The sequence below is a fragment of the Serratia sp. NGAS9 genome (genome assembly GCF_009905295.1).
Classification (GTDB): domain Bacteria; phylum Pseudomonadota; class Gammaproteobacteria; order Enterobacterales; family Enterobacteriaceae; genus Serratia; species Serratia bockelmannii.
Map to the genome: position 1 here is coordinate 219296 of NZ_CP047605.1, position 26467 is coordinate 245762.

Consider the following 26467-nt stretch of genomic DNA (forward strand, 5'->3'; position numbering starts at 1 on the left):
CTTGCCGGGCTTTTTAGTGCCTGAAATTCGGCGTTATGGCGCCACGGCGGTGAAGTCCGGCGCCGGGCAGTCGTAGCCGAATTTAGCCGCCCACGGATAACGGGTGCCGGTGTTGATATAGCGCTGATAAAGCGCACGGCCGGTTTTGGCATCACGCTTGATAACCCAGCTGGCAGCGTTACACAACACGGCGGCATAGGCCTGGCTCTTCGGCGGCAGCAGATCGGCCGCCTGTTGCGCCAGCCCCACCGCCTGCCAGCGATAGTGCAGGAAACGGTTGTCTTCCTCCGGTAGCGCCGCCTTGGCGCGCGCCGCTTCTGCGCTGTCGATCCAGCTTTTATGCTTCAGCTCGCGAGTATCGAACGCATCCCCCAGATAGGAATAGCCGGCGCCATAGATGGCGTAATCCGGCGTCATCTCATACCCGGTAAACTCCAGCCCCTGGGCGCGCAGCAGGTTGGCGGCGCGATAGTAAGCCTGCGCGCGCGTCAGCGGCGCGGCGGATTTGTCCTTGGCGGCCTTCAGTTCGTCGGCGAACTGCTGCGCCGCTTGCCGGTAGTTGGGGATATCGAAATAGGCCAGCGCTTCCGGCGCTCGTCCGGCGCGCATCAGCCGCCGCGCCAGCAGTTCGCGCAGCTGCACTTCCGGCGTGATCTGCTGGCCGCCGTAGTCGTCCGGATTAACCGGCTTGAGCGGCGTCGTCGGCGCCGGGGCGTGCTTATCGACAAAGCCTTTCAACTCATCGACGGTCAGCACCCGCTCCGCCACGTCGGCCACGTCGGCCCAGTAGAGCGCTTTGCCGCGATACAGCAGGTCCATCGCCTGCAGATAGTCGCCGCGATTCAGCGCCAGGATGGCCTGTTCGCCGGCCACCCGGCACTCGGGCACGATGGCTTCTGCGACGAAGTCGGCGTTGCGTTGTTCACCCCAGCTTTCGTCGGCGGGGAACGCGCTTGCCGCCTTGGCGTAGGCGGCAGTGGCGGCTTTCACGTCGCCGTCGCGCAGCGCCATTTTCGCGCGCAGCCACCACGCCAGGCCGCTGTCGCCGGCGTTTTTCAGCAGGCTCGCCGCCATCGGGTACTGCCCCGAACGGTAAGCCAACGCCGCCAGCCGATCGCTGCCGGCGAAGCCGCTTTTCACTGAGCCGTCCAGCAGCGTCAGGATCTGGCTGATGATCTGGGCGGAGCGGCCGTTGCCGTCGGTATCCGCCATTTGCAGGTTGCCGCTGCGCGCGAACAGCTCAATGGTCACCAACTGCTGGATCAACGGATCGCCGATAATCTGTTTCAGCGTGTCCAAATGGTCGGGGTTGACCAGGAGGCTGGAGACGTACTGCAGCGACTGCCCGCCGTTCGGATCGCCCTGCGCCGCCTGTTGCGCATAGAGGTGGGCGGCGGGGGCGACGTCACCCAGCCACAGGTGGATGCGCGCCTGCTGCCCAAGGCTGCTCAATGCCAACTGATCGGGATCGGCGGCGCCGCTTTTCACCCGGTCGATCACCTGCTGGAATGCCGTCAGCGCCTGTTCAAGTTCGGCTTTAGGCGGATGCTCGGCGGCGGGAACTGCTTCACCGGATTCATTCACCGGTGTACCGTGGTCAGCCATCAGGACGCGGCCAAGCGAATACTGCGCCCGCAGTCCCCAGTCGCTCTGCTCGGCGGCCGGTAGCTTCAGCACCTGCTGGAAATAGTCTGTGGCGCGCGGATCGTGGCTGGCGAAAGCGACGGCGCCCAGTTGATAGAGACGCGCGGCGTTGGACAACCCCTGCGCATTGACGGCGTCAGCCTCTTCCACCGTTTTGGCTGCGCGCATTTTACCGATCGCGATCGTTTCCGGCGATTGCGGCATCGGTTTCGGCGGCATCGGCGGCGGCGGGGCTTGCCAGTGCGGCAACTGTTTATCCATCGGCACCAGCCGGCCGGCTTCGAAGGCGAAATTGCCCTCCGGCATATACAGTAGGGTACCGTTGCGGTCGATCAGCAGCCGGTTAGGAAAATCCGGGCCGCAGGCATAGCCGCTCAGCGGCAGTGCGGCGCCGATCAGCATGGCCAGCGGAAGAAGGCGGCGGGTGTTCCGTGCCGCGCGCGAATCAAGGTGTGACAAGGGGGCCTCCTGGCGTCAGTTGTTGGCAGCGCAGCCAACCCAACGGCCGGGATTGCCCGGCGCGCAGTTGGTCGCTGCTGATGCGAATAAAGCGTTGCCGTTGCGGTGCGGATTCCAGCCGGTAGTTGCCGACCGCGTCCGCCGCCAGGCAGTCGTCGGCGCGGATGACCACCTCTTGCGGCAGCGGGGCATCTACCGGCCCGTTGTTATGAATTATCAGGTCATACAGCCCGTTTTGCTGTGGCTGAGGCCTAAATTTTACCTGCCAGTCGACGTTCAGCGGCCGGCGCTCGATCACCGCTCGCAGCGTGGCGAGCGACCAGGCGCGCCGATCGTCCGTCAGCGGCAAGCGGAACCAGAGAATGCCGCGTAGCCGGGGCGGCGTTTGCTGCGCCAACGTCTGCAGAAAATCGGCGATCTGCTGCGGCGCGACCGTCAGCTCACGGCCGTTGCCCGCCACGCGCAGCGAGGATTCGCTCTCCACCTGCGCGCCTTGCGCATCAAAACCCAACAACGCCATGCCGTAGGCCGGCAGCGCGACGCGAAACGGCTTCGGTGTGACGGCAGCGTACTGCCGCACCCAGCGCAGCGCCAGCGGGCCGTCAAACAGCCCCTGCTGCGGCGAGAGCACCGCGTGCACCTGCAGGACGGAACTGTCGGCCTGTTGCAGTACGCCGAGCAGGTTGGATGAGCCGATCCAGGCCGGCAGGGCGGTGATGCCGAGTTGCAAAGCGGCGGGCAGCCGTTGGCGCAGCCGCTGCAGAAAGCGTTGGTAGTCCGGCAGGCGGGCGGTGGCGGCATCATGATCGATCTCGACGCCGGTGACGGGCAGCCCGGCCGCCTGCCAGCGCTGGGTGAGCGCCAGCAGGCGCTGGATAATGGCCTCTTGATCCAGCTGCGGCAGTTGGCCGTCGAGGCGGGCTACCAGCCAGAGTGGGTGGCCGTCCTGCTTCAGCAGGCTGAGATCGGCCGGGATTTCCCGCCAGCCTTCACGCGGATGCACCTGCAGCGCCAGCACCCGCAGCCCGGTAAACAGATCGCGGCTGTGCGCCAGCGCATCGGCGTGCTGCGGCGTCCAAACTCGCTGCCAGACATAAACCTGCTGATCCCAGCCTGAGGCCAGGCGCAGCGCCTGCTGGCGCCCGGCGAACCAGGCCGCCAACCCCAGCGCAATCAAGACCAGCGCCGCCAGCCGGCGTTTCATTTTAGCCAGAGATCGCCCTGCGGCGCGAAGCCGCAGGCGCGCATGAAGTTATCGACTTCCCCACGTTCGCGCGGCGCCAGACCGGCGGTCGACAGCTGCCAATGGGCGACCTGCGGCAGCTGACGCTGCGCATCCTGTACCAGGTAAAGACCGACGCCGCGGCGGCGCGTAACTTCGCGCACCAGCAGGTCCTGCAGCTCGGCGCGGTCGTCCTGCAGCGCAATTTTTACCGCACCCAGCAGACGCTCGTTGAAGCGGGCGGCGAACAGCGCCTTGCCGTCGCTCAGCCAGCCTTGCCACTGTTCCGGCTGCTGGTGCGGCCAAATTTTACCGAGGTCGATGAGATCTTGCGGGGACAGCGCGGTCAGGCGCTCGATGGTCAGTTTCATGCAGAATTTCCGCGCAGCTAAATGATGTCGACAGTGTAATAGATCTTGTGCAGAGCGTTGTGTAAGTTTTTCTGTACGATTACTGTGCAATATGTTTTTTGCACGGGGCATTTTCCGAGTAAATAGTTAGTAAACGGATTGTTAACCAGCACAACGCACTGCGCCTAAAGGTAAAGAGCGCAGATTTAATTCGAATTTTATCCTGTTTACACCGCTTGTTTCTGCCAGATGAAGTTGATTTGCAGAAGAAAATTCCTGTTTAATGGTATGAAAAATAAAGTCTTATTAGAAAATAATGCCGACAAAACGCCTAAATCATTATTACTTATAACAAAAGCGGTCAATAACGATCGGGCGCAGGCAAACACAACAGGTACGTTCACAACGACAGATGGGGATTTGCGGATGAAATTAACAACAGGTAAGGCACTGCTGGCGGGTTGTATTGCGATGGCCATGAGCCAGGCGGCCATGGCGAAAGACATCAAGGTGGCGATCGTCGGGGCAATGTCCGGCCCGGTCGCGCAGTATGGCGACATGGAGTTTACCGGCGCGCGCCAGGCGATTGCCGACATCAACGCCAAGGGCGGCATCAAGGGCGACAAGCTGGTCGGCGTGGAATACGACGACGCCTGCGACCCGAAACAGGCAGTTGCGGTCGCCAACAAGGTGATCAACGACGGTATTCGCTACGTGATCGGCCACCTGTGCTCCTCATCCACCCAGCCGGCGTCCGATATCTATGAAGACGAAGGCGTGATCATGATTACCCCGGCGGCCACCAACGCGGATCTGACTACCCGCGGCTACAAGATGATCCTGCGCACCACCGGCCTGGATTCGGATCAGGGCCCGACCGCCGCCAAATACATCCTCAGCGACATCAAGCCGAAGCGCATCGCCGTGGTGCACGACAAGCAGCAATACGGCGAAGGCCTGGCGCGCTCGGTGCGCGACAGCCTGAAAAAACAGGGCACCGAAGTGGCGATGTTCGAAGGCATCACCGCCGGCGACAAAGACTTCTCCACCCTGGTGGCGCGCCTGAAGAAAGAAAATATCGACTTCGTGTACTTCGGCGGTTACTACCCGGAAATGGGCCAGATCCTGCGTCAGGCCAAGCAGGCCGGGTTGACCACTCGCTTCATGGGGCCGGAAGGCGTGGGCAACTCCTCGCTGTCCAACATCGCCGGCGCCGCCTCGGAAGGCATGCTGGTGACGCTGCCGAAACGCTACGATCAGGTGCCTGCTAACCAGCCGATCGTCGATGCGCTGAAAGCCAAGAAGCTGGATCCGACCGGCCCGTTCGTCTGGACCACCTATGCTGCGCTGCAGTCGCTGACCACCGGCATGGAGCGCAGCGGCAGCCAGGAGCCGGCGGACATCGTCAAGGATCTGAAAACCGGCAAGCCGGTGGACACCGTGATGGGGCCGCTGACCTGGGATGACAAGGGCGATCTGAAAGGCTTCGAGTTCGGCGTGTTCGAATGGCATGCCAACGGCACGTCCACACCGATCAAATAAGCCATAATGATTAGGGTGGGGCGCAGCCCGCTGCGCCCGGCGGGTCGGCTTGCCGGCCCCGTCTCCCTTTACCCGCCGGTTCTGCGCCGGCGGGGTTCGCAGCCAAGGGTTCAGAGTATGTCAGAGCAACTCCTCTATTTTCTGCAGCAGATGTTCAACGGCTTAACGTTGGGCAGCACCTATGCATTGATCGCCATCGGTTACACCATGGTTTACGGCATCATCGGCATGATCAACTTCGCCCACGGCGAGGTGTACATGATCGGCAGCTATGTCTCCTTTATCGTTATCGCCGCCCTGATGATGCTCGGCATCGACGTCGGTTGGCTGCTGATCGGCGCCGCGTTCCTGGTCTCGATCGTTATCGCCAGTGCCTACGGCTGGAGCATCGAACGGGTGGCCTACAAGCCGGTGCGCAACTCCAAGCGCCTGATTGCGCTGATCTCGGCCATCGGCATGTCGATATTCCTGCAAAACTACGTCAGCCTGACGCAGGGCTCACGCGATCTGGCGTTGCCTAGCCTAGTGACCGGCCAGTGGGTGCTGGGAGAAAGCAACGGCTTCGCCGCCACCATCAGCACCATGCAGCTGACCATCTGGCTCGTGACCTTCCTGGCGATGCTGGCGCTGACGCTGTTTATCCGCTATTCACGCATGGGCCGCGCCTGCCGCGCCTGTGCGGAAGATCTGAAGATGGCCAGCCTGCTGGGCATCAACACCGACCGGGTGATCTCGCTGACCTTCGTCATCGGGGCGGTGATGGCGGCGGTGGCCGGAGTGTTGCTCGGCCAGTTCTACGGCGTCATCAACCCTTACATCGGCTTTATGGCCGGTATGAAAGCCTTCACCGCCGCGGTTCTGGGCGGTATCGGCAGCATTCCCGGCGCGATGATTGGCGGCCTGGTGCTGGGCGTGGCGGAAGCGCTGACCTCCGCCTACCTGAGCACCGAATACAAAGACGTGGTGTCGTTCGCGTTGCTGATCGTGGTGCTGCTGATCATGCCGACCGGCATCCTTGGGCGCCCGGAGGTTGAGAAAGTATGAAACTCAATCTGCTCAATGCGCTGATCGCCACGGCGGTGCTGTTCGTGATGGCGTCGTTCCTGATGGGGATGCAGCTCAGCCTGGACGGCACCAAGCTGGTGGTGCACGGCGCGGCGGAAGTGCGCTGGATGTGGATCGGCATCGGCTGTGTCATCGTCTTTTTCTTCCAGCTGTTGCGCCCGCTGCTGCAGCAGGGATTGAAAAAAGTCTCCGGCCCGGCGTTCGTGCTGCCGAGCTTCGACGGCACCACGCCGCGGCAAAAGCTGCTGGCGGCTCTGCTCATCGTCGCGGCGGTCGCCTGGCCGTTCCTGGTCTCGCGCGGCACGGTGGATATCGCCACCCTGACGCTGATCTACGTGATGCTGGGCCTCGGCCTCAACGTGGTGGTGGGCTTGTCTGGTCTGCTGGTGCTCGGCTACGGCGGTTTCTACGCCATCGGCGCTTACACTTACGCGCTGCTGAATCACTATTACGGCCTCGGCTTCTGGGAGAGCCTGCCGCTGGCGGGCATCGTCACCGCCGCCTTCGGCTTCCTGCTCGGTTTCCCGGTGCTGCGGCTGCGCGGCGACTATCTGGCAATCGTGACGCTCGGCTTCGGTGAGATCGTGCGCATCCTGCTGCTGAACAATACCGAGATCACCGGCGGGCCGAACGGCATCAGCCAGATCCCGAAACCGACCTTCTTTGGCCTGGAGTTCAACCGCAGCGTGCGCGACGGCGGCTGGGATACCTTCCATAACTTCTTCGGCCTGAAATACGATCCGAGCGATCGCATCGTGTTCCTGTACCTGGTGGCGCTGCTGCTGGTGGTACTGACGCTGTTCGTCATCAACCGCCTGCTGCGTATGCCGCTGGGGCGCGCCTGGGAAGCGCTGCGCGAAGACGAGATCGCCTGCCGCTCGCTGGGCCTCAGCCCGACGCGCATCAAGCTGACCGCTTTTACCATCAGCGCCGCGTTCGCCGGGTTTGCCGGCACGCTGTTCGCCGCGCGCCAGGGGTTCGTCAGCCCGGAATCCTTCACCTTCGTCGAGTCGGCCTTCGTGTTGGCGATCGTCGTACTGGGGGGCATGGGCTCGCAGTTCGCGGTCATTCTGGCGGCGATCCTGCTGGTGGTGTCGCGCGAACTGATGCGCGATCTGAATGAATACAGCATGTTGCTGCTGGGTGCGCTGATGGTGCTGATGATGATTTGGCGGCCGCAGGGGCTGTTGCCGATGAAACGGCCGCAGCTGAAGCTGCAGGCGGCGGACATTCACGCGGGTAAGGGGGAGCAGGCATGAGCGTTCAACCTTTACTGCAGGTAGAGGGCCTGTCGATGCGTTTCGGCGGGCTGCTGGCGGTCAACAACGTGGCGTTGACGCTGAACGAAGGCGAAATCGTGTCGCTGATCGGCCCCAACGGCGCCGGTAAGACCACGGTGTTCAACTGCCTGACCGGTTTTTACCGCCCGACCGGCGGCACCATCAAATTGCGCGATCGCCACCTGGAAGGGTTGGCGGGGCAGGCCATCGCCCGTATGGGCGTGGTGCGCACCTTCCAGCACGTGCGGCTGTTCCGTGAAATGACGGTGATCGAGAACCTGCTGGTGGCGCAGCATCAGCACCTGAAAAGCGGCGTGTTCGCCGGCCTATTGAAAACCCCGGCTTTCCGCCGTGCCGAAGCCGAGGCGCTGGCGCGCGCGGCGGAGTGGCTGGAGCGCGTCGGCCTGCTGGAGATGGCCAACCGTTCGGCGGGCAACCTGGCCTACGGGCAGCAGCGGCGGCTGGAGATCGCCCGCTGCATGGTGACCCGGCCGGAGCTGCTGATGCTGGATGAACCGGCCGCCGGCCTCAACCCGAAAGAGACCGACGAGCTGGATCACCTGATCGTCGAGCTGCGCGATCGGCATAAGGTCTCGGTGCTGCTGATCGAGCACGACATGAAGCTGGTGATGGGCATCTCCGACCGCATTTACGTGGTGAATCAGGGCACGCCGCTGGCGCAGGGCACACCGGCGGAGATCCGCAACAACCCGGACGTGATCCGGGCTTATTTGGGCGAAGAATAATATGTTGTCATTCAATCAGGTATCCGCCCATTACGGCAAAATTCAGGCGCTGCATCAGGTCAGTCTCACGATAAGTCAGGGCGAAATTGTGACGTTAATCGGCGCCAACGGCGCCGGTAAAACCACGCTGCTCGGCACCTTGTGCGGCGAACCGCGAGCCAGCGAAGGCAGCATCGTCTTTCAGGACCAGGACATCACCCAGTGGCAAACCTCGCGCATCATGCGCGAAGCGGTGGCGATCGTGCCGGAAGGGCGGCGCGTCTTCTCGCGCATGACGGTGGAAGAAAACCTGGCGATGGGCGGCTTCTTCGCCGATCGCCAGCAGTATCAACAGCGCATTGAACGGGTGTTCACGTTGTTCCCACGCCTGCTGGAGCGCCGAAGCCAGCGTGCCGGCACCATGTCCGGCGGCGAACAGCAGATGTTGGCCATCGGCCGCGCGCTGATGAGTCAGCCGAAGCTGCTGCTGCTCGACGAGCCCTCGCTGGGGCTGGCGCCTATCATTATCCAGCAGATTTTCGACATCATTCAGCAACTGCGGGAAGAGGGCATGACCATCTTCCTGGTGGAGCAAAACGCCAATCAGGCGCTGAAATTGGCGGACCGCGGTTATGTGCTGGAAAACGGCCGCGTGGTGTTGGAAGATACGGGGGCTGCATTGTTAGCCAACGAAGCAGTGAGGTCGGCGTATCTGGGCGGTTAATCCGCCCCCCTACGAATTAAAATAATCAGGTACGAGAAGAAGAAATGAAGACAGAAGGGTTACTCGCGCAGCGCATCGTTAACGTAAAAAGTTCGGCCATCCGTGAATTGCTTAAGCACAGCAAGATGGAACACGTCATTTCGCTGGCGGGCGGCATCCCCTCTGATGCGCTGTTCGATTTCGAAGGATTGAGCATCGCCACCCAGCAGGCGATCACCGAACAGCCGAAAAGCGCATTCCAGTATGGCCTGACCGAGGGCAGCCCGCTGCTGCGTGAGCGCATTTGCGCGCTGTGCGCCGAGCGCGGCGTCACCGCTGGCGCGGAAGAGGTAATGGTCACCGCCGGCTCACAGCAGGCACTGGATTTGGTGATGCGCGCCATCGTCAATCCCGGCGACGTGTTCGTGGTGGAGCGCCCGACCTACCTGGCGGCGCTGCAAACGCTGGAGCTGGCGGAGGCCAACATCATGTCGGTCTCGTCCGACAGCGACGGCATGGTGGTGGAAGAGCTGGCCGAGCTGCTGAAAACCCAGCGCATCAAGGGCGTGTACGTGGTGCCGAACTTCGGCAACCCCAGCGGCATCACCCTCAGCGCCGCGCGCCGTGAACTGCTGGTGAAGCTGGCTGCTGAACATAACTTCCTGATCATCGAAGACGATCCGTACGGCGAATTGCGTTTCACCGAAGAGCGCCACCCGACGCTGCATCAGGTGTCACAGCAGGTGCTGGGCAACACTGACCACATCATCTATACCTCGACCTTCTCCAAGATCCTGGCGCCGGGCCTGCGCTTGGGCTGGGCGATCCTGCCGCCGTTCCTGCTGCACAAAGTGGCGATCATCAAACAGGCGGCGGATCTGCACGCCAGCGCGTTGTCGCAGAGCATCGTCGAATGCTATCTCGGCCTGGATCGCCTGCCGGCGCAGATCGACAAGATCCGCGCCGCTTACAAGCAAAAGGGCGAGATCCTGGCCGGTTTGGTGGAGCAGGAGCTGGGCGACTACATCACCTTCGATAAGCCGAAGGGCGGCATGTTCCTGTGGGCGCGCTTCCGCCAGCCGTTCAACGCCACCGAATGGCTGAACACGACCTTGCAGCAGGGTGTGGTGTTCGTGCCGGGGGAATACTTCTTCTCCGACAACCCGGATCGTTCAACCTTCCGCCTGTCGTTCGCCACCGCCACCGAGCAGCAGATGCAAGAAGCGGTGGCGCGCCTGCGCCGTTCGCTGTAATCCTCGCGGCGGCGGAGCCCATGCCCGCCGCCGACATCAAACCGCCATCTTCACTTCACCTTGCCGTCATGTGGCTGTCATATAACGGTTATTTTTCTGTCATCCGCGCATGGCATGTTAGCTTCCGAACAAAAAACTGATTCTTTTCGCTCACGCGCTTTTACACCAGCTTTTTCAGGAGTTAGGCATGCTCACCTACGCTATTCGCAAAACCACGCTGTGCGTCGCGTTGACCCTGGCGGTCAGCACTCAGGCGCTGGCGGCGACAGAAATCCCGTTCTGGCATTCAATGGAAGGTGAACTGGGTAAGGAAGTGGATTCCCTGGCGGATCGCTTCAATCAGTCGCACAGCGACGTCAAGATTGTGCCGGTTTATAAAGGCAACTACGAACAGAGCCTGGCGGCGGGCATCGCTGCTTACCGCTCCGGCAAGGCGCCGGCGATCCTGCAGGTTTACGAGGTGGGCACCGCCACCATGATGGCCAGCAAAGCCATCAAACCGGTCTATGAAGTGTTTAAAGAGGCCGGCATCAACTTCGACGAGTCGGTGTTCGTGCCGACGGTGGCCGGCTATTACACCGACAACAAGAGCGGACATCTGCTGTCGCAGCCGTTCAACAGCTCCACGCCGGTGCTGTACTACAACAAAGATGCCTTCAAAAAGGCCGGCCTAAACCCGGACCAGCCGCCGAAAACCTGGCAGGAGCTGGCGGCGGATACCGCCAAGCTGCGTGAGGCCGGCATGAAGTGCGGCTACGCCAGCGGCTGGCAGGGTTGGATCCAGCTGGAGAACTTCAGCGCTTGGCACGGCGTGCCGTTCGCCAGTGAAAACAACGGTTTCGGCGGCACCAACGCCAAGCTGGAGTTCAACCAACCGCTGCAGGTCAAGCACATCGCGCTGCTGGAGGCGATGAACAAGAAGGGCGACTTTACCTACTTTGGCCGCAAAGACGAATCCACCGAGAAGTTCTATAACGGCGACTGCGCCATCACCACCGCCTCTTCCGGTTCGCTGGCGGACATCAAGCACTACGCCAAATTCAACTACGGCGTCGGCATGATGCCGTACGACGCCGACGCGAAAAATGCGCCGCAGAACGCCATCATCGGCGGGGCCAGCCTGTGGGTGATGAACGGCAAAGATGCCGCCACCTACAAGGGCGTGGCCGAGTTCCTGCAGTACCTGGCGCAGCCGGAAATTGCCGCCGAATGGCACCAGAAGACCGGCTATCTGCCGATCACCACCGCGGCTTACGATCTGACCAAGCAGCAGGGCTTCTACGACAAGAACCCGGGTGCCGACGTCGCCACTCGCCAGATGCTGAACAAGCCGCCGTTGCCGTTCACCAAGGGCCTGCGCCTGGGCAACATGCCACAGATCCGCAGCGTGGTGGATGAGGAGCTGGAAGGCGTGTGGACCGGCAAGAAAACGCCACAGCAGGCGTTGGACGCCGCCGTACAGCGCGGTGACGTGCTGCTGCGCCGCTTCGAAGCATCGACCAAGTAACCCTGCGTCGCGAGCCCGACAGACCTGGCTCGCATCTTCACGCCGATCCTTCCTTACCCGATCAATGGTTTAACTGCTATGTCATCTTCCCGTCCCGGTTTCGGCTGCAGCTGGTTGCCCTATGCGTTGGTGCTGCCGCAGCTGCTGATTACCGCCGTCTTCTTTTTATGGCCCGCCGGCGAAGCGCTGTGGTATTCGGTGCAGAGCCTCGATCCGTTCGGCCTCTCCAGCCAGTTTGTCGGGCTGGATAACTTTAAACAGCTGTTCCAGGATCCTTACTACCTCGACTCGTTCTACACCACGCTGATCTTCAGCTTCCTGGTGGCGGGCATCGGGCTGGCGGTTTCGCTGTTCTTCGCCGCGCTGGTGGACTACGTGCTGCGCGGCAGCCGCCTCTATCGCACGCTGATGATCCTGCCCTACGCGGTGGCGCCGGCGGTGGCGGCGGTATTGTGGATCTTTCTGTTCAACCCCGGCCTGGGGTTGATCACCCATTTCCTCAACGGGCTGGGCTATAACTGGAACCATGCGCAAAACAGCGGCCAGGCGATGTTCCTGGTGGTGCTGGCCTCGGTATGGCAGCAGATAAGCTATAACTTCCTGTTTTTCCTCGCGGCGCTGCAGTCTATCCCGCGTTCGCTGGTGGAAGCGGCAGCCATCGATGGCGCCGGCCCGGTGCGGCGCTTCTTCCATCTGGTGCTGCCGCTGATCGCGCCGGTGAGCTTCTTCCTGCTGGTGGTCAATCTGGTGTACGCCTTCTTCGATACCTTCCCGGTGATCGACGCTGCCACCGGCGGCGGGCCGGTGCAGTCCACCACCACGTTGATCTACAAGATCTACCGCGAAGGCTTCGCCGGGCTGGATCTCTCCAGCTCCGCCGCACAGTCGGTGATCCTGATGCTGTTGGTGATCGGCCTGACGGTGATCCAGTTCCGCTTCGTTGAACGTAAGGTGCGCTATCAATGATTGAGAATCGACGCGGGCTGGATATCTTCAGCCATGTGATGCTGGTTATCGGCGTGCTGGTGGTGCTGTTCCCGCTGTACGTGGCCTTTGTCGCCGCCACGCTGGATGACAAACAGGTGTTTCAGGTGCCGATGACGTTGGTGCCCGGCGGCCACCTGTGGGAGAACATTCGCAATATCTGGCAGGGCGGCGTGGGCAACCTCAAGGTGCCGTTCTCGCTGCTGCTGCTCAACAGCGTGATCATGGCGTTGGTGATCACCTGCGGCAAAATCGCGGTGTCGGTACTGTCGGCTTACGCCATCGTGTATTTCCGTTTCCCGCTGCGCAGCCTGTTTTTCTGGCTGATTTTCATCACCCTGATGTTGCCGGTGGAAGTGCGCATTTTCCCGACGGTGGAGGTGATCTCCAACCTCAACCTGCTGGACAGCTATACCGGCCTGACGCTGCCGCTGATGGCCTCGGCCACCGCTACCTTCCTGCTGCGCCAGTTCTTCATGACGCTGCCGGATGAGCTGCTGGAGGCGGCGCGCATCGACGGCGCCGGGCCGATGCGTTTCTTCTGGGACATCGTGCTGCCGCTGTCGAAAACCAATCTGGCGGCGCTGTTTGTCATCACCTTTATCTACGGCTGGAACCAATATCTGTGGCCGATCCTGATCACCAGCGACGCTTCGATGGGCACCGCGGTGGCGGGCATCAAGAGCATGATCTCCACCTCCGGCGCGCCGACCCAGTGGAACCAGGTGATGGCGGCGATGATTCTAACTTTATTGCCACCGCTGGCGGTGGTGCTTCTGATGCAGCGCTGGTTTGTGCGCGGTCTGGTTGATAGCGAGAAATAACGACGATGGCAGGATTAAAACTACAGGCGGTCACCAAGTCTTACGACGGTAAAACGCCGGTGATCAAACAGATCGACCTCGACGTGGCGGACGGTGAATTCATCGTGATGGTCGGCCCGTCCGGCTGCGGCAAATCTACGCTGCTGCGTATGGTGGCCGGGCTGGAGCGCACTACCAGCGGCGATATCTATATCGATACCCGGCGCGTGACCGATCTGGAGCCTAAGGATCGCGGCATCGCGATGGTGTTCCAGAACTACGCGCTCTATCCGCACATGAGCGTGTACGACAACATGGCTTACGGCCTCAAGATCCGCGGTTTCGGCAAGGAGCATATCCGCCAGCGGGTGGAGGAAGCGGCGCGCATCCTGGAGCTGGAGCCGCTGCTCAAGCGCAAACCGCGCGAACTTTCCGGCGGCCAGCGCCAGCGGGTGGCGATGGGGCGCGCCATCGTGCGCGAACCGGCGGTATTCCTGTTCGATGAGCCGCTGTCCAACCTGGACGCCAAGCTGCGGGTGCAGATGCGCCTGGAGCTGCAACAGCTGCACCGCCGTCTGAAAACCACCAGCCTGTACGTGACTCACGACCAGGTGGAGGCGATGACGCTGGCGCAGCGGGTGATCGTGATGAATAAGGGCGTGGCAGAGCAGATCGGCACCCCGAGTGAAGTGTACCAACGGCCGGCTTCGCTGTTCGTCGCCGGCTTTATCGGCTCGCCGGCGATGAACCTGCTGCCCGGCACCCTGAGCGCCGACGGCGGCCAGCTGCTGTTGGCGGACGGCATGACGCTGCCGTTGCCGGCGGCCAAGCCGCAGTGGGCGGGGCGGCAGTTGACGCTGGGTATTCGGCCGGAGCATATTCAATTGGTGGCGCAAGGCCAGGGCGTGCCGCTGCAGCTGCAGACGCTGGAACTGCTGGGAGCCGACAATCTGGCGCACGGCCAGTGGGGCGGTCACGGGGTGATCGCGCGGCTGTCGCATGAAACCTTGCCGACGGCGGGCAGTACGCTATATTTGCAGCTGCCTGCTCAGGCGCTGCACTTCTTTGACACCCACAGCGGATTACGGATGGATTGATGACAAGACCCTGGCCTTACCCTCATATTGTCGCCCACCGCGGCGGCGGTTCTCTGGCGCCGGAAAATACCCTGGCGGCGATCGACGTCGGCGCGCGCCACGGCCACAAGATGATCGAGTTCGACGCCAAGCTGGCGCAGGACGGGCAAATTTTCCTGCTGCACGACGACACGCTGGATCGCACCAGCAACGGTTGGGGCGTGGCGGGCGAGCTGCCGTGGGACAAACTGGTGCAGCTGGACGCTGGCAACTGGTACAGCTCGGCCTTCAAGGGCGAGCGGTTGCCGCTGCTGTCGGAGGTGGCGGAACGCTGCCGGGAACACGGCCTGATGGCCAATATCGAGATCAAACCGACCACCGGCAGCGACGATGAAACCGGCCGGGTGGTGGCGCTGGCGGCGCGGTTGCTGTGGCAAGGGCAGACCGATCCGCTGCTTTCTTCCTTCTCGGTAGAAGCGCTGGCGGCGGCGCAGCGCACCGTGCCGGATTTGCCGCGCGGCTTGCTGCTGGAGGCCTGGGACGACAACTGGCGCGAGCTGACCGAACGCTTGGACTGCGTCTCGCTGCATATCGACCACAAAGTGCTGACCGCCGAGCGGGTGAAAGCGTTGAAAGACGCCGGGCTGCGTATTTTGGTGTATACCGTCAACCAACCGGATCGCGCGCGCCTGCTGCTCGACTGGGGCGTTGACTGCATTTGCACCGACCGGATAGATTTGATTGGCCCGGCTTTTTAATCCGGCGCCGATGAATCCCGCGACGACAAGCCTTGCCGCCGCACCACCGGAAGGAATGCGATGCCTGGCTTTATCCTGTCACTGTGGCACCAGATCGTGCTGTCTTTACCGCTGTTCGTCCTGATCGCATTGGGTTATGGGCTGATTCGCTGGGGGAAATGGCCCTCCAGCATCACCGATGGCCTGACGCGCTTCGTGTTTTCCCTCGCCTTGCCCGCCATGCTGTTTCGCATGATGTGCGACTTCTCGCAGCGCCCGGCGGTCGACGCCCGGCTGCTGATCGCGTTCTTTGGCAGCTGCCTGATCGTATTTGTGCTTGGCCGCCTGGTCGCCCGGCACCTCTTCCGGTTGGATGGCGTCGCCGGATCGGTGTTTGCGTTAGGCGGTATTTTCTCCAATAACGTGATGCTCGGTTTACCTATCGCCAGCGTAATGCTGGGGCAGGCGGCGATCCCGTCGGTGGCGCTGGTGCTGGTGTTCAACGGCCTGATCCTGTGGACGCTGGTGACGGTGTCGATCGAATGGGCGCGCAACGGCTCGCCGACGTTGAGTGGTTTCGCTAAAACCGCGCGCAGCGTGCTGACCAACCCGCTGATCGTCGGCATTTTGTCCGGCACGCTGTTTAGCCTGACCGGCTTGCCGCTGCCGGACTTCGTCGATCGACCGGTCAGCATGCTCGGCCAGGTGGCGGCGCCGCTGTCGCTGGTGGTGCTTGGCATGGGGCTTGCCGAGTACCGCATCAGCGAAGGCTGGCAGCTGAGCAGCGCCATCTGCGTGCTGAAGTTGCTGGTGCAGCCGCTAGTGATTTGGCTGCTGGCCTGGATGATGGATCTGCCGCCGATGGAAACCCGCGTTGTTGTGCTACTTGGATCGATGGCGGTGGGGGTGAACGTCTACCTGATGTCGCGCCAGTTCAATACGCTCACCGGCCCGGCCGCCACCAGCCTGGTGATGTCCACCGTGCTGGCGGCGATCACCACGCCGCTGATCCTCACCGTTATGGGCGTGCGGGCGTAGCCGGCATCGGCGCCTGCGGCACCGCCGGTGCGGTGCGATTGAACGGATCGCGCGGCTGGTTGCCGTTAGGCAGCAACTGCCCGCCGTTCGGCGTGGTTTGCATCAGCTGTTGCCGCTGATTGTCGAACTGTCGCTGCTGCTGCAGGCGGCGTTGATCCATCTGCCGGTTGTTCAACAAGCGCTGTTGCTGCGCTTGCTGGTTGTTTTGGTTGAGTAACTGCTGCTGTGAGCGCAGGTCGGTTACGCCGTTGGCCGCCGCCGCCAACCCAGGCAGCAACAGCAGAGCGAACAGAATGTGAGACGTTTTCATGATGGTTACCTCGCCTTTTTATTAAGCCTAACCCAGCGGTGAAATTTTGCCGGTAGTTTGTCTTTTGTTCAGATGTAAACTGCCTTTCATCCCCTTAGGCGTCCATCTTCCGTTACAATCGCCCTTTCGGTCTTTTTAGGGTGAACCCATCGTGCTGCTTTTGGTTATAACCACCATTCTGTGGGCATTTTCTTTCAGCCTGATTGGCGAGTACCTGGCGGGCCACGTCGACAGCGGATTCTCGGCGCTGGTGCGCATCGGGCTGGCGGCGCTGGTGTTTCTGCCGTTTCTGCGTTGGCGCAACATCAAACTCAAGGTGATCCTGCTGTATATGCTGGTGGGGGCCTTCCAACTGGGCATCATGTACCTGTTCAGCTTCCGCGCCTATCTCTACCTGACGGTGCCGGAATTCCTGCTGTTCACCGTGCTGACGCCGCTGTACATCACGCTGATCTACGACTTGCTGAGCGGCCGACGCCTGCGTTGGGGCTACGTCTTCAGCGCGCTGCTGGCGGTGCTGGGCGCGGCGATCATTCGCTATCACCAACTGAGTGAACACTTCTGGTGGGGGCTGCTGTTGGTGCAGGCGGCGAATATCAGCTTCGCCATCGGCATGGTCGGCTATAAGCGCCTGATGGAAGTGCACCCCTTGCCGCAGCACACCGCCTTTTCCTGGTTCTACCTGGGGGCGGCGGTGGTGGCGGTGGTGGCCTGGTTCCTGTGGGGTAACCCGCAGCAGCTGCCAACCACCAACCTGCAGTGGGGCGTGCTGATCTGGCTGGGCGTGGTGGCGTCGGGACTGGGTTACTTCATGTGGAACTATGGCGCGACGCAGGTCGATGCCGGCACGCTCGGCATCATGAACAACATGCATGTGCCGGCCGGGCTGCTGGTCAATCTGGCCATCTGGCAGCAGCAGCCGCACTGGCCGAGCTTTATCATCGGCGGGGCGGTGATCGTCGCTTCACTGTGGGTGCATCGACGCTGGGTGGCGCCGAAGCAGCTCGGCTAAACGGGGGCCGGCAGTTTATACGCCGGCCGCCAACGCTTTGGCGCCGGTCGCGCCAGGGCGTGCGGCGTCGCGCACGAACGGCAGATGATCGCAGGCGTGCTGGCGGGCCGAGCGGATAAAGGCTTCGGTCACCGCCTGGCGCTGTTCACCGTCGCGCACGGCGGCGTACAGGCGGCTCCACAGGCCGTCACCCAGGGTTTTGGTCACCACCAGCCCCTGCCGTTCGAAACTCTCCACCACCCAATGCGGCAGCGCCGCAATCCCCATCCGCGCCGATACCATCTGGATCAGCAGCAGCGTGTTATCGACGTTCTTCAATGCCGGGTTGACGCCCGCCGGCTGCAGGAAATGCCGCCAGATATCCAGCCGTTGGCGCTGCACCGGGTAAATCAACAGTGTTTCATCGCTCAAGTCTTCCGGCTCGATGTGCGGCTTGCCGGCGAGCGGATGATCCGGCGCCAGCACCAGACGCACCTCGAAATCGAACATCGGCGAATAGTGCAGGCCGCTGCGCGGCAGAATATCCGACGTCATCACCAGATCCAGCTCGCCCTGTTGCAGGGCCGGCTGCGGATCGAAAGTGACGCCGGAGGTGAAGTCCATCACCACCTGCGGGAAACGCTGGCGGAAGTTGTCCAGCGCCGGCGTCAGCCACTGAATGCAGCTGTGGCATTCGATGGCGATGCGCAGCGTGGTCTGATGCGGCTCGTGGCAGGCCTGCAGCGCCTGTTGGATCTGCGGGAGGACCTGCTCCGCCAGCTGCAGCAGGATCTCGCCCTGGGCGGTGAAGCGCAAGGGCTGGCTCTTGCGCACGAACAGCTTGAAGCCCAGACGTTGTTCAAGATCGCTGAACTGGTGCGACAGGGCAGACTGCGTCTGGTGAAGTTGGGCCGCCGCCCCCGCCAGCGAACCGCTGTTGCGCAGGGCCTGCAGCGTCCGTAAATGTTTCAGTTCGATCATGAGAGTCCTTCACATTGACAGTGAATAAATTGCGCTTGTGGTTAATACAGTACCTGCTGATTATGGATGTGTAAACATCTGGACGGCTAAATGGGGAATATGACGATGGCAATTTTGAATCACACACTGGGTTTTCCTCGCGTTGGGCTACGACGTGAGCTGAAAAAAGCTCAGGAAAGCTACTGGGCCGGCAACTCAACGCAGGAAGAGCTGTTGGCGGTTGGCCGCGAGCTGCGCGCTCGTAATTGGCAACAGCAACAGCAGGCCGGGGTGGATTTGGTGCCGGTCGGCGATTTCGCCTGGTACGATCATGTGTTGACCACCAGCCTGCTGCTGGGCAACGTGCCGGCGCGCCATCAGAATGCGGATGGCTCGATCGATCTGGACACGCTGTTCCGCATCGGCCGTGGCCGCGCACCGACCGGCGAGCCGGCGGCCGCGGCGGAAATGACCAAATGGTTTAACACCAACTATCACTACATGGTGCCCGAATTCCAGCAAGGCCAGCAGTTCAAACTGGGCTGGACTCAGCTGTTGGACGAAGTGGATGAAGCGCTGGCGCTCGGCCATCGCATCAAGCCGGTGCTGCTTGGCCCGGTGACTTATCTGTGGTTAGGGAAAGTGAAGGGCGAGCCGTTCGACCGCCTGTCGCTGCTGAAAGAGATACTGCCGGTTTACCAGCAGGTGCTGGCCGAGCTGGCGAAGCGCGGCGTCGAGTGGGTGCAAATTGACGAGCCTGCGCTGGTGCTGGAGCTGCCGCAAGCCTGGCTGGACGCGTTCAAACCGGCTTACGACGCGCTGCAGGGGCAGGTGAAGCTGCTGTTGACCACGTATTTCGACAGCGTAGGCCACAACCTCGACACCATTCGCACGCTGCCGGTGCAGGGGCTGCATGTCGATCTGGTCGCCGGTCATGACGATATCGCCACGCTGAGCACTGCATTGCCGCAAGACTGGCTGCTGTCGCTGGGGGTTATCAACGGCCGCAACGTTTGGCGCGCCGATCTGAGCCGCTGGTTTGAACGTCTGCAGCCGCTGGTGGGCACCCGCCCGCTGTGGATTGGCTCCTCCTGTTCACTGCTGCACAGTCCGATCGACCTGAGCGTGGAAAGCCGTCTGGACGAAGAAGTGAAAAGCTGGTTCGCCTTCGCGCTGCAAAAATGCGCCGAGCTGGCGCTATTAAGCTCGGCGCTGAACGCGCCTGACACGACGAAACAGGCTGAACTGGACGCCTACAGCGCGCCGATCCGCGCCCGCCGTCAGTCGAGCCGCGTGCATAACCCACAGGTTGAGCGCCGGCTGGCCGCGATCACCGCGCAGGACAGCGAACGCCACAGCGCTTACGCCGAGCGCGCCAGGGCGCAGCGCGAGCGTTTCAACCTGCCGGCCTGGCCGACCACCACCATCGGTTCGTTCCCGCAGACCACCGAGATCCGCGGCCTGCGTCTGGACTTCAAACAGGGCCGTTTGGACGGCAACAACTACCGCACCAGCATCGGTGAGCACATCAAACAGGCGATCGTCGAGCAGGAGCGCCTCGGGCTTGACGTACTGGTGCACGGTGAAGCCGAGCGCAATGACATGGTGGAATATTTCGGCGAGAACCTGGACGGCTTCGTGTTTACCCAGAATGGCTGGGTGCAGAGCTACGGCTCCCGCTGCGTGAAGCCGCCGGTCATCATCGGTGACGTCAGCCGCCCGGAAGCCATCACCGTCGAATGGGCCAAATTCGCCCAGTCGCTGACCGACAAGCCGGTAAAAGGCATGTTGACCGGCCCGGTGACCATCCTGTGCTGGTCGTTCCCGCGTGAAGACGTGACCCGCGAAGTGATCGCCAAGCAGATTGCGCTGGCGCTGCGCGACGAGGTGGAAGATCTGGAAAAAGCCGGTATCGGCATCATCCAGATCGACGAGCCTGCGCTGCGCGAGGGGCTGCCGCTGCGCCAATCCGACTGGGCCGCCTACCTGAATTGGGCGGTGGACGCCTTCAAACTGAATGCCGCCGTGGCGCAGGATGACACCCAGATCCACACCCACATGTGTTACTGCGAGTTCAACGACATCATGGACTCCATTGCCGCGCTGGACGCCGATGTGATCACTATCGAGACCTCGCGTTCCGATATGGATCTGCTGGAAGCCTTCAAAGAGTTCGAATACCCGAACGAAATCGGGCCGGGTGTCTACGATATCCACTCGCCGAACGTGCCGAGCGTGGAATGGATTGAAGCGTTGCTGCGTAAAGCGGCGCAGAACATCCCGGCGGAACGTCTGTGGGTCAATCCGGATTGCGGCCTGAAAACCCGTGGCTGGCCGGAAACCCGGCAGTCGCTGGCCAACATGGTATTGGCGGCGCAGCGCCTGCGCGAGCACGCGTGATGCCGTGCGGCGGGTAAACCGCCGCTTATAGATTTACTGGTGTGATGATTGGGCGCTTCGGCGCCCTTTTTTATGCGCGGGAAATTATTTGACGCCGTGCTGGGCGAACCACGCCAGCATGCGCTGCCAGCCGTCCTCCGCCGCTTCGGCGTTGTAGCTGGGGCGATAGTCGGCGTTGAATGCGTGCCCGACGCCAGGATATACCACGATTTCGGCCTCGGCGTTGGCGGCGCGGATCGCCTGACGCATTGTTTCCACCGTCTCCAGCGGAATGCCGCTGTCCTGCCCGCCATACAGCCCCAGCACCGGCGTTGACAGGTGGGTGGCGACATCGACCGGATGCTTCGGTGAGTTCAGCGTTTTCTCGCCGACCAGTTTGCCGTACCAGGCGACCGCCGCCTTCAACTGCGGGTTGTGCGCCGCGTACAGCCAGGTAATGCGGCCGCCCCAGCAGAAACCGGTGATCGCCAGCTTGCCGGCGTCGCCGCCGTGGCGGATAGCCCAGTGCGCGGCGTGATCCAGATCCGACAGCACCTGACGATCCGGCACCTTGGTCACCAACTGCTGGAACAGCTCGCCGATATCGGTGTAGTCGTTGGCGTCGCCCTGGCGGAAATAGAGCTCGGGCGCGATCGCCAAATAGCCCTGCTTGGCCAGGCGGCGGCACAGATCCTGAATGTGCTCATGGACGCCGAAGATTTCCTGCACCACCAGCACGATGGGGAAAGGGCCGTTATGGTCGGCGGGTTTGGCGACGTAGGCCGGCAGCGCGTCGCCCTGAGAAGGGATGGTCGTTTGCCCGGCGTGAATGCCCTGTTCGTCGGTGATAATCGCGGAGGCGGCCAACGGCGCGGCGGCCGGGGCGAATCCCCCCTGAGCCTGTTCTAATGTCATCACATGTTCGGTTTTCATTGCGGTCTCCGTGCAATAGAAAAAAGCGCTGAGATTAACTATAGGAAAGATTACCCATTATTGGCGCTGCGTGGCGCACTTTCGGACAAGTCGATAAAAAAAGGCTAATTATCTGGCTTTGCGGCATTTTTAAGCGCTTTTTATCATGTTATTACGCGTTTTGACCCGCGTAAGTGCCATAAGGTGCGTTAGAGGGCTTTTTTGTCCCTAAGCAACCGATAAGATGGGGGTATTTCGGATTGATGAGCTAGATAGTTTCAACGAGCAACCAATCGGCAGAGAGACAGCAAGATTTGTCGGCTAGACTGAGATTTAGCGGTGCGTTCTGGATGCGTCATAGTGATTTTTTTTCGTGATAAAAATCACAAAAAATATGTAGCATGTGATTTGTTTCTCTTTTCATAGTGACTATCGTCACGAAATTAAGCGGCGATTTTCAGTAGAGTGCTTTTTTGTTCCTCCCAATAAACATGATCCATGAGGAGTCTCGTATGTCTCAGTCTGACGTTTTTCATCTCGGCCTCACCAAGAACGATTTACAAGGGGCCCAGCTTGCCATCGTGCCGGGCGATCCGCAGCGCGTAGAGAAGATTGCCAAGCTGATGGAAAATCCGGTGCATCTGGCCTCCCATCGTGAATTCACTACCTGGCGCGCAGAGCTGGACGGCAAGGCGGTGATCGTCTGCTCCACCGGTATCGGCGGCCCGTCTACCTCTATCGCGGTGGAAGAGCTGGCGCAGCTGGGCATTCGCACCTTCCTGCGCATCGGCACCACCGGTGCCATTCAGGCCAATATCAACGTCGGCGACGTGCTGGTCACCACGGCGGCGGTACGTCTCGACGGCGCCAGCCTGCACTTTGCGCCGATGGAGTTCCCGGCCGTCGCAGACTTCGCCTGCACCACTGCGCTGGTGGAAGCGGCCAAGGCCAGCGGCGCCACCACGCACATTGGCGTGACCGCGTCTTCCGATACCTTCTATCCGGGCCAGGAACGTTACGATACCTACTCTGGCCGCGTCGTTAGCCGTTTCAAAGGCTCGATGGAAGAATGGCAGGCGATGGGCGTGATGAACTATGAAATGGAATCCGCGACGTTGCTGACCATGTGCGCCAGCCAGGGCCTGCGTGCCGGTATGGTGGCCGGGGTGATCGTCAACCGTACCCAGCAAGAGATCCCGAACGCCGAGACCATGAAAAACACCGAAAGCAAAGCGGTGCAGATCGTAGTGGACGCCGCCCGCCGCCTGCTGTAATCGCCTTCCCTCAACGGGCCGCTGACGCGGCCCGTTTTTCCATTCGCGGCGAATCTGTTACGGTGATACTCCTCAGCGCTGCGCCGATGGCTGCCGCGCGTTGTCATAACAAAAACAACGAGGACGTTTATGACCGCCCAGATCCTGCTTCATCCTTCGCTTGCGCCGCTCGACGGTGGCATCAATTTCCGCGACTTCGGTGGCAACGGCGTGGCCGACGGGCGCCGCATCAAACGCGGCCTGCTGTTCCGCTCCGGTTCTCTCGAACGGCTGACGGAAAGCGACTGCACTTTCCTCGCTGGAGTGCCGGTACGTTCCGTGCTGGACTACCGCGATGCCGACGAGGTGCAAGCCAAACCGGATATTCTGTGGAATGGCGCCGACTATCACCACGTGCCGGCTAACCCGCTGAGCAGCGAAGTTAACGCCAACCTGGAAAAGCTCACCAACGAAACGCTGGCCGCTTTCGACGCCCGGGCGTTCATGCTGGAGCTGTATCGCCGCCTGCCGTTCGGCAATGCGGCCTATCAGCGGCTGGCGCAGCTGTTGAGCAACCCTGGCGGCGGCGCGATCGTGCAGCACTGCGCGGTCGGCAAGGATCGCACTGGCGTCGGTTCGGCGCTGGTGCTGTTCGCGCTGGGCGCCGACGAAGCGACGGTGCTGGAAGACTATCTGCTGACTGAAACCACGCTGGCCACTTTCCGCGAGCAGATGCTGGATCAGCTGTCTATCAAGCTGAATGCGGCGGCGCTGGAGCAATTCGCCTACGTGCTCAGCGCGCGCGAGGAGTTCCTGATGACGGCGCTGGGCTGCATCCGTCAGCAATACGGCTCCACTGACCGCTGGCTGGAAGCGGAATACGGCCTGGGCGCGGCCCAGCGCGAAGCGCTGCAGGCGTTTTACCTCGAGTAAATTACCGCGTGTTTAGCCGGGGTTTAACTCGCCCCGGCTTATCCTAGGCGGCGAATCATCGCGTATCAGGAGCCCTGCATTGAGCCTCAATGACGTTATCAACTGGGTCAGCGACGTCGTGCGTCAGCACGAAGGCTGGGCCATTCCCATCATCTTCTTCCTGGCGTTCGGTGAGTCGCTGGCGTTTTTGTCGCTGCTGCTGCCGGCCACGGTGATCCTGCTGGCGCTGGGCGCGCTGATCGGCGAAAGCGGCATCGCCTTTTGGCCGATTTGGGCCGCCGCCGCCGCCGGGGCGTTTTTCGGCGACTGGCTCTCTTACTGGATCGGCTATCACTATCAGGATCGCGTGGCCCATATGTGGCCGCTGTCGCGCAATCCGCAGCTGCTGGCGCGCGGCCATGCCTTCTTTGAGCGCTGGGGCGTGCTGGGCATTTTCATCGGCCGCTTTTTCGGCCCGCTGCGCGCCGTGGTGCCGCTGGTGGGCGGCATTTGCGGCATGCCGCAGCGCTATTTCCAACTGGCCAACGTCACGTCGGCGATGATCTGGGCGTTCGGCATTCTGGCGCCGGGGGCGTTCGGCATCAAGTGGCTCAGCCAGTGGCTGGGCTGATTTCTCGCTAAATTGCGTAGCGCCGCGCAATATTGTGCGCGGCGGGCAAAATCAGGCTGGACATCCATACAGCCTCCCCTTAACGTGACGGGCAATGGGCGTGCGAAACGCCGGAACGGCAAGGTGCAACAGGAGGCAGGGTGGATACCAGTCTGATTTATGGGATTGGCGGTGTCGCGATCGGCATGCTGTTGGGGTGGCTGATCGCCAGTCTGCGGGTGCAGCAGACGAATGCGCAACATGAAACCGAACTGCGGTTGCTGGAGCAAGCATTGCAGCAGGCGCAGCAGGAAACGGCCGTGCGGCAGGATACCCTGCAGCGTCACGAGCAGCAGTTGCGCCAGAGCGAGCTGGAGCTGCGCAACCTGCACAGCCAGCTGGCGGCCGGACATGAGAAGCTGCAACAGCTCAATCATTGGCGCAACGAATGCGAACTGCTCAATCAGGAGCTGCGCGCCCAGCGCGAGGTTAACAGCGCGCAGGAGGCCGAGCTGCGCGAAGTCACCATCCGTCTGGAAGAGACGCGTATGGCGGCGGAGGAGAAGCAACGCCTGCTGATCAACAGCGAACAGCGCCTCACCACCCAGTTTGAAAATCTCGCCAATCGCATTTTTGAACACAGCGGCCGCAAGGTGGACGAGCAAAATAAGCAAAGCCTGGATCGTTTACTGCTGCCGCTGCGCGAACAGCTGGACGGTTTCCGCCGCCAGGTTCAGGACAGCTTTGGCCAGGAGGCGCGGGAGCGCCACACGCTGACGCACGAGATACGCAATCTGCAGCAGTTGAACGCGCAGATGGCGCGCGAGGCGATCAACCTCACCAAGGCGCTGAAAGGCGACAACAAAACGCAGGGCAACTGGGGCGAGGTGGTGCTGAGCCGGGTGCTGGAAGCCTCTGGCCTGCGCGAAGGGCATGAGTATGAAACGCAGGTCAACGTGCGGGTGGATCACCAGAGCCGCATGCAGCCCGATGTGATCGTACGCCTGCCGCAGGGCAAGGATGTGGTGATCGACGCCAAGATGTCGCTGATCGCCTACGAGCGCTATTTCAACGGCGAGGATGAGGCGGAGCGCGAGGCGGCGCTGAGCGAACATATCGCCTCGCTGCGCGGTCACATCCGCATGCTGGGCCGCAAGGACTATCAGCAACTGCCGGGGCTGCGCTCGCTGGACTATGTGCTGATGTTCATTCCGGTCGAGCCCGCCTTCCTGCTGGCTATCGATCGCGAGCCGGAGTTGATCAGCGAAGCGCTCAAGCACAACATCATGCTGGTCAGCCCGACCACGCTGCTGGTGGCGCTGCGTACCATCACCAACCTGTGGCGTTATGAGCATCAGAGCCAAAATGCCCAGCGCATCGCCGATCGCGCGGCGAAACTGTATGACAAGATGCGGCTGTTCGTGGACGATATGTCCGCGCTGGGGCAGAGCCTGGACAAGGCGCAGGGCAGTTATCGTCAGGCGATGAACAAACTGAGCGAAGGCCGTGGTAATCTTATCGGCCAAATTGAAGGTTTCCGCGCGCTGGGGGTTGAGGTCAAACGGCCGATCAACCCGCTGCTGGCGCAGCAAGCCGGCGCGCAACACGATGACGCGGAAGAGGCGAACGACGATGATGTCGCCGCGCTGCCGCAGACGAAAGACGATGACGATACCGCCGGGGAGCCGGGCTTCGTTTCGCACGGCTGAGGCCGTGGCGAGGTGGGGTATTCCCCAGGCTTCTGGTACACTC

At 61.8% G+C, this 26467-nt stretch carries 24 protein-coding genes; 18 read left to right on the forward strand and 6 right to left on the reverse strand.

Annotated elements, in window-relative coordinates; all coding sequences use genetic code 11:
• Positions 1 to 33: 33 nt before the first annotated feature.
• The 3 genes from GUC32_RS00990 to panM are packed head-to-tail and all read right to left on the reverse strand — an operon-like array spanning position 34 to position 3696.
• Positions 34 to 2103, reverse strand: a complete 2070-nt coding sequence (locus GUC32_RS00990; protein ID WP_369435491.1) for a hypothetical protein — start codon at positions 2101 to 2103, stop codon at positions 34 to 36.
• A complete protein-coding gene (locus GUC32_RS00995) occupies positions 2090 to 3307 on the reverse strand; it encodes a DUF3142 domain-containing protein (protein ID WP_369435492.1) in 1218 nt (405 codons plus the stop codon). The genes GUC32_RS00990 and GUC32_RS00995 overlap by 14 nt, the downstream gene beginning before the upstream one ends.
• Positions 3304 to 3696: an aspartate 1-decarboxylase autocleavage activator PanM gene (gene panM / locus GUC32_RS01000; RefSeq protein WP_369435493.1), complete on the reverse strand. Its 393-nt coding sequence runs from the start codon at positions 3694 to 3696 to the stop codon at positions 3304 to 3306. Before panM ends, GUC32_RS00995 begins: the two co-directional genes overlap by 4 nt.
• A 405-nt stretch (positions 3697 to 4101) precedes the next feature.
• On the opposite strand from panM, the gene GUC32_RS01005 reads away from it, so the two are divergent.
• The 12 genes from GUC32_RS01005 to GUC32_RS01060 all read left to right on the forward strand — a co-directional run bounded on the left by GUC32_RS01005 (position 4102) and on the right by GUC32_RS01060 (position 16388).
• Positions 4102 to 5217, forward strand: a complete 1116-nt coding sequence (locus tag GUC32_RS01005; protein ID WP_004934358.1) for a branched-chain amino acid ABC transporter substrate-binding protein — start codon at positions 4102 to 4104, stop codon at positions 5215 to 5217.
• Positions 5218 to 5334: 117 nt separating this feature from the next.
• A complete protein-coding gene (livH, locus tag GUC32_RS01010; RefSeq protein WP_015376290.1) occupies positions 5335 to 6261 on the forward strand; it encodes a high-affinity branched-chain amino acid ABC transporter permease LivH in 927 nt (308 codons plus the stop codon).
• A complete protein-coding gene (locus GUC32_RS01015) occupies positions 6258 to 7541 on the forward strand; it encodes a high-affinity branched-chain amino acid ABC transporter permease LivM (protein WP_060441197.1) in 1284 nt (427 codons plus the stop codon). The genes livH and GUC32_RS01015 overlap by 4 nt, the downstream gene beginning before the upstream one ends.
• Positions 7538 to 8308, forward strand: coding sequence for a high-affinity branched-chain amino acid ABC transporter ATP-binding protein LivG (livG, locus tag GUC32_RS01020; protein ID WP_025304904.1), 771 nt, complete (start codon positions 7538 to 7540; stop codon positions 8306 to 8308). Before GUC32_RS01015 ends, livG begins: the two co-directional genes overlap by 4 nt.
• A 1-nt stretch (position 8309) precedes the next feature.
• Positions 8310 to 9011, forward strand: a complete 702-nt coding sequence (gene livF / locus GUC32_RS01025; protein WP_025304905.1) for a high-affinity branched-chain amino acid ABC transporter ATP-binding protein LivF — start codon at positions 8310 to 8312, stop codon at positions 9009 to 9011.
• A gap of 44 nt (positions 9012 to 9055) precedes the next feature.
• On the forward strand, positions 9056 to 10243 hold the full coding sequence (locus tag GUC32_RS01030; protein ID WP_025304906.1) for a PLP-dependent aminotransferase family protein: 1188 nt from the start codon (positions 9056 to 9058) through the stop codon (positions 10241 to 10243).
• A 187-nt stretch (positions 10244 to 10430) separates the two neighbouring features.
• Positions 10431 to 11750 carry a sn-glycerol-3-phosphate ABC transporter substrate-binding protein UgpB gene (ugpB, locus tag GUC32_RS01035; protein WP_049209367.1) on the forward strand — a complete coding sequence of 440 codons (1320 nt, stop codon included), beginning with the start codon at positions 10431 to 10433 and terminating at the stop codon, positions 11748 to 11750.
• Between the two features lie 78 nt (positions 11751 to 11828).
• Positions 11829 to 12716 carry a sn-glycerol-3-phosphate ABC transporter permease UgpA gene (gene ugpA, locus GUC32_RS01040; RefSeq protein WP_015376293.1) on the forward strand — a complete coding sequence of 296 codons (888 nt, stop codon included), beginning with the start codon at positions 11829 to 11831 and terminating at the stop codon, positions 12714 to 12716.
• Positions 12713 to 13558, forward strand: coding sequence for a sn-glycerol-3-phosphate ABC transporter permease UgpE (gene ugpE / locus GUC32_RS01045; protein ID WP_369435494.1), 846 nt, complete (start codon positions 12713 to 12715; stop codon positions 13556 to 13558). The genes ugpA and ugpE overlap by 4 nt, the downstream gene beginning before the upstream one ends.
• A 5-nt stretch (positions 13559 to 13563) precedes the next feature.
• Positions 13564 to 14634 (forward strand): sn-glycerol-3-phosphate import ATP-binding protein UgpC, encoded by a 1071-nt coding sequence (locus tag GUC32_RS01050; protein ID WP_060434765.1) that lies wholly within the window; start codon positions 13564 to 13566, stop codon positions 14632 to 14634.
• A complete protein-coding gene (gene ugpQ / locus GUC32_RS01055; protein ID WP_089181537.1) occupies positions 14634 to 15371 on the forward strand; it encodes a glycerophosphodiester phosphodiesterase in 738 nt (245 codons plus the stop codon). The genes GUC32_RS01050 and ugpQ overlap by 1 nt, the downstream gene beginning before the upstream one ends.
• 60 nt (positions 15372 to 15431) lie before the next feature.
• A complete protein-coding gene (locus GUC32_RS01060) occupies positions 15432 to 16388 on the forward strand; it encodes an AEC family transporter (protein ID WP_025304911.1) in 957 nt (318 codons plus the stop codon).
• Here GUC32_RS01060 and GUC32_RS01065 read toward each other — a convergent pair.
• Entirely contained in the window at positions 16369 to 16698 is a 330-nt protein-coding gene (locus tag GUC32_RS01065; protein WP_025304912.1) for a hypothetical protein, read from the reverse strand. The two genes, GUC32_RS01060 and GUC32_RS01065, sit on opposite strands and share 20 nt — an antisense overlap.
• 151 nt (positions 16699 to 16849) lie before the next feature.
• Here GUC32_RS01065 and GUC32_RS01070 point away from each other — a divergent pair, with 151 nt between their 5' ends.
• A complete protein-coding gene (locus GUC32_RS01070; RefSeq protein WP_025304913.1) occupies positions 16850 to 17710 on the forward strand; it encodes a carboxylate/amino acid/amine transporter in 861 nt (286 codons plus the stop codon).
• 15 nt (positions 17711 to 17725) lie between these two features.
• On the opposite strand, the gene metR is transcribed toward GUC32_RS01070, so the two are convergent.
• Complete coding sequence (metR, locus tag GUC32_RS01075; RefSeq protein WP_016929455.1) at positions 17726 to 18670, reverse strand: HTH-type transcriptional regulator MetR; 945 nt, start codon at positions 18668 to 18670, stop codon at positions 17726 to 17728.
• A 90-nt stretch (positions 18671 to 18760) separates the two neighbouring features.
• Between metR and metE the strand changes: the two genes are divergently transcribed.
• Positions 18761 to 21049 carry a 5-methyltetrahydropteroyltriglutamate--homocysteine S-methyltransferase gene (metE, locus tag GUC32_RS01080; protein WP_369435495.1) on the forward strand — a complete coding sequence of 763 codons (2289 nt, stop codon included), beginning with the start codon at positions 18761 to 18763 and terminating at the stop codon, positions 21047 to 21049.
• Between the two features lie 84 nt (positions 21050 to 21133).
• Here metE and GUC32_RS01085 read toward each other — a convergent pair whose 3' ends face one another.
• Entirely contained in the window at positions 21134 to 21961 is an 828-nt protein-coding gene (locus GUC32_RS01085; RefSeq protein ID WP_025304915.1) for a dienelactone hydrolase family protein, read from the reverse strand.
• A 491-nt stretch (positions 21962 to 22452) separates the two neighbouring features.
• On the opposite strand from GUC32_RS01085, the gene udp reads away from it, so the two are divergent.
• From udp to rmuC, 4 genes are all read left to right on the forward strand, one after another.
• Positions 22453 to 23214 carry a uridine phosphorylase gene (gene udp, locus GUC32_RS01090; protein WP_004934432.1) on the forward strand — a complete coding sequence of 254 codons (762 nt, stop codon included), beginning with the start codon at positions 22453 to 22455 and terminating at the stop codon, positions 23212 to 23214.
• A 129-nt stretch (positions 23215 to 23343) separates the two neighbouring features.
• Positions 23344 to 24126: a tyrosine-protein phosphatase gene (locus GUC32_RS01095; protein ID WP_025304916.1), complete on the forward strand. Its 783-nt coding sequence runs from the start codon at positions 23344 to 23346 to the stop codon at positions 24124 to 24126.
• Positions 24127 to 24205: 79 nt separating this feature from the next.
• Positions 24206 to 24736: a DedA family protein gene (locus tag GUC32_RS01100; RefSeq protein ID WP_004934438.1), complete on the forward strand. Its 531-nt coding sequence runs from the start codon at positions 24206 to 24208 to the stop codon at positions 24734 to 24736.
• 140 nt (positions 24737 to 24876) lie between these two features.
• Entirely contained in the window at positions 24877 to 26424 is a 1548-nt protein-coding gene (gene rmuC / locus GUC32_RS01105) for a DNA recombination protein RmuC (protein ID WP_049209369.1), read from the forward strand.
• Positions 26425 to 26467 lie beyond the last annotated feature (43 nt).

Bases quoted from the DNA above. Each gene is read 5' to 3' on its own strand.
- GUC32_RS00995 (WP_369435492.1), bottom strand. From the start codon at position 3,307: ATGAAACGCCGGCTGGCGGCGCTGGTCTTGATTGCGCTGGGGTTGGCG.
- panM (WP_369435493.1), bottom strand. From the start codon at position 3,696: ATGAAACTGACCATCGAGCGCCTGACCGCGCTGTCCCCGCAAGATCTC.
- GUC32_RS01005 (WP_004934358.1), top strand. From the start codon at position 4,102: ATGAAATTAACAACAGGTAAGGCACTGCTGGCGGGTTGTATTGCGATG.
- livH (WP_015376290.1), top strand. From the start codon at position 5,335: ATGTCAGAGCAACTCCTCTATTTTCTGCAGCAGATGTTCAACGGCTTA.
- GUC32_RS01015 (WP_060441197.1), top strand. From the start codon at position 6,258: ATGAAACTCAATCTGCTCAATGCGCTGATCGCCACGGCGGTGCTGTTC.
- livG (WP_025304904.1), top strand. From the start codon at position 7,538: ATGAGCGTTCAACCTTTACTGCAGGTAGAGGGCCTGTCGATGCGTTTC.
- livF (WP_025304905.1), top strand. From the start codon at position 8,310: ATGTTGTCATTCAATCAGGTATCCGCCCATTACGGCAAAATTCAGGCG.
- GUC32_RS01030 (WP_025304906.1), top strand. From the start codon at position 9,056: ATGAAGACAGAAGGGTTACTCGCGCAGCGCATCGTTAACGTAAAAAGT.
- ugpB (WP_049209367.1), top strand. From the start codon at position 10,431: ATGCTCACCTACGCTATTCGCAAAACCACGCTGTGCGTCGCGTTGACC.
- ugpA (WP_015376293.1), top strand. From the start codon at position 11,829: ATGTCATCTTCCCGTCCCGGTTTCGGCTGCAGCTGGTTGCCCTATGCG.
- ugpE (WP_369435494.1), top strand. From the start codon at position 12,713: ATGATTGAGAATCGACGCGGGCTGGATATCTTCAGCCATGTGATGCTG.
- GUC32_RS01050 (WP_060434765.1), top strand. From the start codon at position 13,564: ATGGCAGGATTAAAACTACAGGCGGTCACCAAGTCTTACGACGGTAAA.
- ugpQ (WP_089181537.1), top strand. From the start codon at position 14,634: ATGACAAGACCCTGGCCTTACCCTCATATTGTCGCCCACCGCGGCGGC.
- GUC32_RS01060 (WP_025304911.1), top strand. From the start codon at position 15,432: ATGCCTGGCTTTATCCTGTCACTGTGGCACCAGATCGTGCTGTCTTTA.
- GUC32_RS01065 (WP_025304912.1), bottom strand. From the start codon at position 16,698: ATGAAAACGTCTCACATTCTGTTCGCTCTGCTGTTGCTGCCTGGGTTG.
- metR (WP_016929455.1), bottom strand. From the start codon at position 18,670: ATGATCGAACTGAAACATTTACGGACGCTGCAGGCCCTGCGCAACAGC.
- metE (WP_369435495.1), top strand. From the start codon at position 18,761: ATGGGGAATATGACGATGGCAATTTTGAATCACACACTGGGTTTTCCT.
- GUC32_RS01085 (WP_025304915.1), bottom strand. From the start codon at position 21,961: ATGAAAACCGAACATGTGATGACATTAGAACAGGCTCAGGGGGGATTC.
- udp (WP_004934432.1), top strand. From the start codon at position 22,453: ATGTCTCAGTCTGACGTTTTTCATCTCGGCCTCACCAAGAACGATTTA.
- GUC32_RS01095 (WP_025304916.1), top strand. From the start codon at position 23,344: ATGACCGCCCAGATCCTGCTTCATCCTTCGCTTGCGCCGCTCGACGGT.